Origin of the sequence: Oceanispirochaeta sp. M1, assembly GCF_003346715.1 — a bacterium.
Classification (GTDB): Bacteria; Spirochaetota; Spirochaetia; order DSM-2461; family DSM-2461; genus Oceanispirochaeta.
Window position 1 is genome coordinate 22412 of sequence record NZ_QQPQ01000052.1, and the last position, 6640, is coordinate 29051.

A 6640-nucleotide genomic window follows, 5' to 3' on the forward strand; every position below is an offset into this window, starting at 1 on the left:
TAATCTATTTGAGATGGTGTAAGAAGTCGTACTGATTTATAAATCCGTACAAAATATATTGACTTTGAAGTCTTGAATATTATGTCTCTATCCCTGAATATTGCGATATGGATTCTATAGAGTCATATGCCTTACTTTTTTCTGCAATTCACGGGATACTTCTCTTTATCGTTTTATTTTTCTGGAAAAAAAACAGAGCTGCCAATAAAATATTTTCTATATTGGTTTTAATTGTCAGCTTCAATTTCCTGAACCTTTACGGATCTGCACATAATTCAACGGCCGTCTTATTTGATCTGATTGAAATTATTCCCGGATTTATAATCGGCCCATTAATTTATATTTATGTAAGGATTTTAACAAATGAATCTGATTCATTCAGAATAAAAGATCTGCTCCATTTTATACCGGCACTGCTGTCACTGCCTCTGGGAGTCATAATTTTTAATAACAGTATTATAATCATTACAGAAGATATTCAAACCTTTATCTATCTGGGAGCATCGATGGTGGCTACAGGAAAGTTCAGATTAAGTATTGAGGGATATCTCTCATCCATCAACTCCAAAAAGCTCAATTGGCTGGCTATTATATTAATATGCCTCACAATTTTCAGACTGTATTCAATCAGTGAAACAATTCTGTTAAGTACCCGTTTTGCAATACCCCAATCAATTGACAATCTCAGTCTTATTATCGAATCCCTTTTTATCTATCTCATTTCATATTTTGTTCTGTCTCAAAGAGAAATTTTCGATAATGAGCTGATCAGGGAACTTAAAGAAGATAAAATAAATCAGAAAGTAAAACTGTCCGATCTATTTATTGAAAGGAACTACAGCAAGCTGGTACTTCTTATGGAAAAAGATGAACTTTATCTGCAGAATGCAATAACTCTGAAGCAATTGGCTGATGACATGAACATACCTGCCTATCAGCTTTCTCAACTTATAAACTGCAAAACAGGAAGCAATTTTTATTCTTTTATAAATAGTTATAGAATAAAAAGGGCCTGCTTTATGATAATGGATTCAGACATGAAAAAAACTACTATCCTTGATATTGCATTTGCTTCGGGTTTTAACTCAAAGACTGCATTCAACGAAGTATTTAAAAAGGTAACCCATATGACTCCAACTGAGTATAGGAAGAGCAGTAAATCATTATTATCAGATTCAGGATATTAGAGCCCTTTAAAGGGCCTCCAGATCTGCAAAGATCCAGGGGATCAACTCCGAGACAGTAGGATGAGGCAGAACAGTCTGCTGAAGCTTGGTATACGGGAGACCAGCCTGCATAGCCAGAGCCACCATCCCGATAATTTCATCCCCGCCCACACCAAAAATAGTACAGCCGAGAATAAGATTACTCCCCTCTTCCACCAGTAGTTTTATCAAGCCCTTTGTTTCATCCTTTTCTTTTGCCCTGCTGATGGACTGCATCTCCCGTGTGGCCATAAGAACTTTCTTTCCAGATTTCTCTGCCTCCCCCTGTGACTGATCCTTCGCCCCTCTCCTTCCATATGAGCCAGAAAAACCTGTCCATCGTGAACTGAAGTATGAGTAAATGCTCCCTTCCCGTTCACATCTCCCAGAGCATAGATATGGGGAACAGAGCTTTGTCCTGCATCGTTTACTTCGATATATCCCCTCTCATTCAGACGAACACCCGTTGATTCAAGGTTTAACAGATCAGTGTTGGGAACCCGTCCGACAGCCAACAGTAGATCAGATCCATCCAGGGTCATAGCGTTCCCGTCTGAAGTAAAAGAGAGCTGAATTCCCTCATCAGTTTTTTTCATCTGAGTCAGCTCAGATTTCAGATAGAATTCCAGACCTTCTTCCCTAAGAATCTCGAGGGCGGCAAGGCTCATATCCGGATCTTCTCTTGGAACGATTCTATTTCCCCGGCCGACAATACTGACTTTGCTCCCCAATCTTCTAAAAGCCTGGGCGAACTCAAGTCCGATATAGGATGCTCCCACAACGATTAAATGCTCCGGCAAGTTCTTAAGATCCAGGATGCCCTTGTTGTCCAGCCAGGGAGTCGTATCAATGCCGGGAATGGAAGGTATCCTGGATCTGGTACCTGTATGGATAATTATTTTATCAGCAAAAAGAGTCTCTTCTCCCACTGAAACAGTATGATCATCAATAAAAGAGGCGGTGCCACCATAGTAGTCCAGTACACTCTTTAACCAGGATTCAAACCCCGCACTACCAGGATTCCTGATGCCGTTGACTCTCTCCATTATTTTCTCAAAATCAACAGAGAACGACGGGACATCAATCCCGAAATCTGAGGCTCTTCTGACCATATGGGCATCTCTGGCACTGGCAATCAGGGTTTTTGTTGGAGTGCATCCCCAGTTAACACAGGTCCCCCCTGTTTTATCAGATTCTATCACTGCAATTTTTAATTTTTTCTTCAGTAATGAAGGAATGATGGTTCCCGTAGCCTGCCCGGTACCAATAAGAATGATGTCATATTTAATCATATAAACTCCCATTTAAGATGAGTGACTCTAAGTCTAATGCATCTCAATGAGATTCTTTCTCCCCGCACATATAATCATCGTTTTCAGAATACAATATCCCAAATCAGTCATAGCCATTCATGAATTAACTGACTTTCTCAGGATCTGAAAAAGACATGTTGACTTCTTTTTCAATATTGAGAACCAGATCCTCTTCTTCCTCAACCAGAGGAAGAATCATTTTTAACTCTTTTCTGTTTCTTCTCCGTTCCAGAGCGGAGTGTTTTATCGCCAGTAATGACGGAACAAAAATAAGAGTCATCACAGTAGAATAGCTGAGCCCGAAAATTAGAGCCCAGGCAAAGGCGATCCACATTGAAGCAGAAGCAGAATCCGTCTGAATGGAAAATGTTCTAAAATCCAGACTGAAAGCAAGACCCATCGGCATCAAAGCAAGCACCGTTGTCAGAGCCGTTAACACAACCGGTCTCAGACGGGTTTTTCCGGCTTCCGGTATAGCATCTCTCCAGGAATATCCCTGTTTTATCAGCAGATTGGTATAATCCACAAGAACAATACAGTTGTTAATAGCAATGCCCAGCAAAGAAATACTGGCAATACCGCACATGAGAATCTCAAACTGCATCCCGAAAATAAAGAATCCCCAGAAGACACCGCCGATTGAGAGCAGCGCAGAGATCAGGCAGATGAAGGGATCTGCAACAGAATTAAATTGGACAATGAGAACAATTAAAATCAGAAACAGGGCAATCATGAAGGCCTTGCCCAGGAAACTTGTAGTCTCCTGCTGCATGTCACTGTCAGAACCGGGGCTGATATCATACCCTTTGGGTAGATCAACTTTCAGGGCATCAATTTTTCCAAGAATCTCTTCGGTCAGCTCCGCTTTATTCGGAACATCCGAGATAAAACCTGCCGAAATGGAAACAGCTCTGGCAAGGTCTCTCCTTTTTATTGAGGCCACACTGGTCATGGGTTTAATCGTTGCTACAGAACTGAGGGGGATTCTTTTACCATTGGCGATTATCTGCAAATTTTTCAGACTGTTTAAAGAATTCCTTGATTCGTCTGTATAGCGCATTACAATATCATACTCATCCTTACCCTGCCTGAATTTACCTATAGCAGCTCCGTTCATGGATTGTCTTATGGTCATGGCAATCAGGGTCGTACTCAATCCATAAAAGGCAGCTTTTTCACGGTCAATCTCAACTTCATATTCCGGCTTGGATGCTTCATAATCACTGTCATAGGACTTCAGTTCTTTATACTGAGAAAGGATACTGATAATCGACTCGCTGATTTCACCGATCCTGGAGTAATCCTCTCCCGTAAGCAGAAGGGATATATCACTTCCTCCCATCCCTCCATCACTGCTTCCTACCGTGATTTTAGCACCGGTTATATTTTTAAGAGCCTCTTTCACCGCTAGAACAGACTTCTCACCTGAAATCGTTCTATCTTCAAAGTCTTCAAATTCTACATTAATAGTCGCTTTATGTGATCCGCCATTACCTGTGAAAACAGTGTAATTTTTAAGAGACATATTTATGCCGGGAATCAGCTGCTCAATCTGTTTTACATAGCCATCTGTAATATCAATGGGGGTTCCTATGGGAGCCTCCACATATATCTGCACAGACCATGGATCCTCTTCCCTGAAAAATGTGGAGCCCTTTCCATTGCTTACAAACAGGAAAACTCCTGAAGCTGTTATGATGACTGCCAGAAGAGCCACCAGATAAGATCTCTTTATGACAAGATGAATCAGCTTATGATACAGATTCTGGATGGTTGTAAAAAAGCCACTTCCCTCCACTATTTTTCTCCTGGTTTTCTCAGATATGTTGAGAAAGGTGGAACAGAAAACAGGTGTCAGGGTCAATCCGACAAAAAGTGACGCAAGAAGTAATATAATCACCGTTTTAGGAAGAAAGGAGAGCATCTCGCCCATGATTCCAGGCATATAAATGATCGGAAAAAAGGCAAGACAAGTTGTCAGAGTAGAGGCAATTATGGCACCTGAAACCTCTTTTGTTCCATCGATAGAGGCCTGAACACGATTTTTCCCCATTCCTGCATGTCGGAATATATTCTCAACAATCACGATCCCGTTATCAACCAGCATTCCCAATCCCAGGATAAGGCTGAATAAAACGTACATGTTCAGAGTAATACCAAGTACCTGAACCATGGCAAAAGTGATGAGCATAGAAAAAGGAATTGCCAGGGATACAAAAATGGAGTTGGTTTTTCCCAGGAATATGAAGGTAACCAGCAGAACCAGGAGAATACTGGTAATCATGCTGTTCTCCAGATCAAGAATCATTATTTTAATACCATAGGAAGAATCATTCGTAATGGTTATATCTGTCCCTTCAGGCATGAGGGGGCTCATCCTATGGACGAGGGCTTTTGCCTCATCCGTACTGCTGACAGTATTGCCTCCGATTCTTTTTTTGAGAGTCAGAGTAATGGCAGGTTTTCCATTAAGTCGGGCATAAGATGATGACGGGGCTGTCTGTAAACGAACATTGGCAACCTCCTTCAGTTTTACCTTTCTCTGATTCCCCTGGATGACAAGTTCCTCAAAATAATGGTGATCTCTGATCTCCCCGGTAACAGAGAGAGAGTAATCGAGAGTGTCGCTATTGAGGACTCCACCGGGAATGGTAACATGCTCATTCCTGATTACAGCTTCGATATCATCCATGGATAAACTGAAATGCTCCATCTTGGCAGGATCGATCTCAATTGCCAGTTCCTGCTCTATGCTGCCGGAAACCTCAACATCCAGAACACCCTTGATTTTTTTTAACTCCTCCCGCATCAATTCGGCAGAATCATCGATTACGGCGATTCCATCGGGATGAGATAATACGACACTCAAAAGGGGCTGCCAGTCGGAAGAGGAGGCCTCATGGTAATAGGGTCCGCTCATATCAGCCGGCAGACTCCCAATGATACCATCAACCTTCTCTCTTGTTTTTCTCAACGCTTCACTCACATCCACACTGGAAGAGAATTCCAGAGTGATGTTACAGGCCCCCTGTCTACTGTTGGAACTGATCATCTTGATACCGTCCATACCATCGAGTTCCTGTTCTATCTTCGATGTAATCAGAGATTCCATATCCTTGGCGGACACACCGGCATAATATGCGGAAACTGAGATATAGGGGATTTTAATATCCGGCATCGACTCCCTGGGAAGAGCAGAATATGCACTGAAACCCATGAATATTATCAACAAAGCCACACAGAAAACGGGTATCCGTTTTCCAACCAAAAACTTAATCATGAATAACTCCTATTGATGATTTTGAATAAGGGCCCAAACACACTATGTCTCCCCATATAATTAATCCATTACCTTTACAGACGAACCATTATTCACCAGGTGGATACCCTCTTTCACAATTCTGTCCCCTTCTTTCAGACCGGACAGGATTATAACATTCCTGCTGTCTGATGGACCTGCCGTAATTTCTCTACTGACAATAGTATTGTCCTCAACGGCCATGGCATAACTTTTATTACCCAGGATTCTTATAGTCTCAACGGGTATAACTAGCTTCTCTTCATAAATATTTCTCAGTAACTTCACCCGGGCCGTTGTTCCGGACATGATTGCACCATCGGGATTATCTACTTCAATTTCTGCTTTATAGGTAAGATTCTGATCAGAGCTTTCTCTGGAATAACTAAGCAGTGTTCCCTCCCAGCTTCGTCCGGGACAGGAGGAGAATGTGACATCAGCCGGGTTACCCTCACTGATTCCGCTCATTTCGCCCTCGGGAATGCCGATTGTGATCCGCATTCTGGACTGATCTTCAATAACAAATGTTTCGTCTCCGGGTATAAGCTTTTCAAACTCCCGAATATTTATTGCAAGAACAGTTCCGTCAAAGGGACTGATACAAAAGGCTTCTTCCATTATTTCCTCTGCATCAAGCAATGCTCCCTTACTATTAAGCCAGTCCAGATGCGCCTGGTCAGCCTGCAGATGAGACGCGTGTTTGTTGCATACTGAAATAGGACGAAGTTGCAAAGCAAATTCCCCAAAGTTGCAGACCGGAATTCCCCACTTTTGCAGAAGTTGAAAAGAGCGGGATTGATGCAAGTTATATCCTTGTACTATGA

The 6640-nt window shown here is 42.0% G+C and carries 5 protein-coding genes; 1 reads left to right on the forward strand and 4 read right to left on the reverse strand.

Annotated features, from left to right (window positions below; translation table 11 throughout):
• Positions 1-107 precede the first annotated feature (107 nt).
• Entirely contained in the window at positions 108-1187 is a 1080-nt protein-coding gene (locus tag DV872_RS23000) for an AraC family transcriptional regulator (protein ID WP_114632315.1), read from the forward strand.
• Between the two features lie 6 nt (positions 1188-1193).
• Here DV872_RS23000 and DV872_RS23005 read toward each other — a convergent pair whose 3' ends face one another.
• The 4 genes from DV872_RS23005 to DV872_RS23020 form a co-directional block, all read right to left on the reverse strand.
• On the reverse strand, positions 1194-1457 hold the full coding sequence (locus tag DV872_RS23005) for a hypothetical protein (RefSeq protein WP_114632316.1): 264 nt from the start codon (positions 1455-1457) through the stop codon (positions 1194-1196).
• Positions 1394-2497, reverse strand: coding sequence for an FAD-dependent oxidoreductase (locus tag DV872_RS23010; protein WP_158547131.1), 1104 nt, complete (start codon positions 2495-2497; stop codon positions 1394-1396). Before DV872_RS23010 ends, DV872_RS23005 begins: the two co-directional genes overlap by 64 nt.
• A 124-nt stretch (positions 2498-2621) precedes the next feature.
• On the reverse strand, positions 2622-5798 hold the full coding sequence (locus tag DV872_RS23015; protein ID WP_114632318.1) for an efflux RND transporter permease subunit: 3177 nt from the start codon (positions 5796-5798) through the stop codon (positions 2622-2624).
• A gap of 60 nt (positions 5799-5858) precedes the next feature.
• The coding region (locus DV872_RS23020; RefSeq protein ID WP_216664436.1) for an efflux RND transporter periplasmic adaptor subunit at positions 5859-6640 on the reverse strand (782 nt) is incomplete at its 5' end.

Excerpts from the sequence above, each read along its gene's own strand:
- DV872_RS23000 (WP_114632315.1), top strand. The coding sequence starts at position 108 with ATGGATTCTATAGAGTCATATGCCTTACTTTTTTCTGCAATTCACGGG.
- DV872_RS23005 (WP_114632316.1), bottom strand. The coding sequence starts at position 1,457 with ATGGCCACACGGGAGATGCAGTCCATCAGCAGGGCAAAAGAAAAGGAT.
- DV872_RS23010 (WP_158547131.1), bottom strand. The coding sequence starts at position 2,497 with ATGATTAAATATGACATCATTCTTATTGGTACCGGGCAGGCTACGGGA.
- DV872_RS23015 (WP_114632318.1), bottom strand. The coding sequence starts at position 5,798 with ATGATTAAGTTTTTGGTTGGAAAACGGATACCCGTTTTCTGTGTGGCT.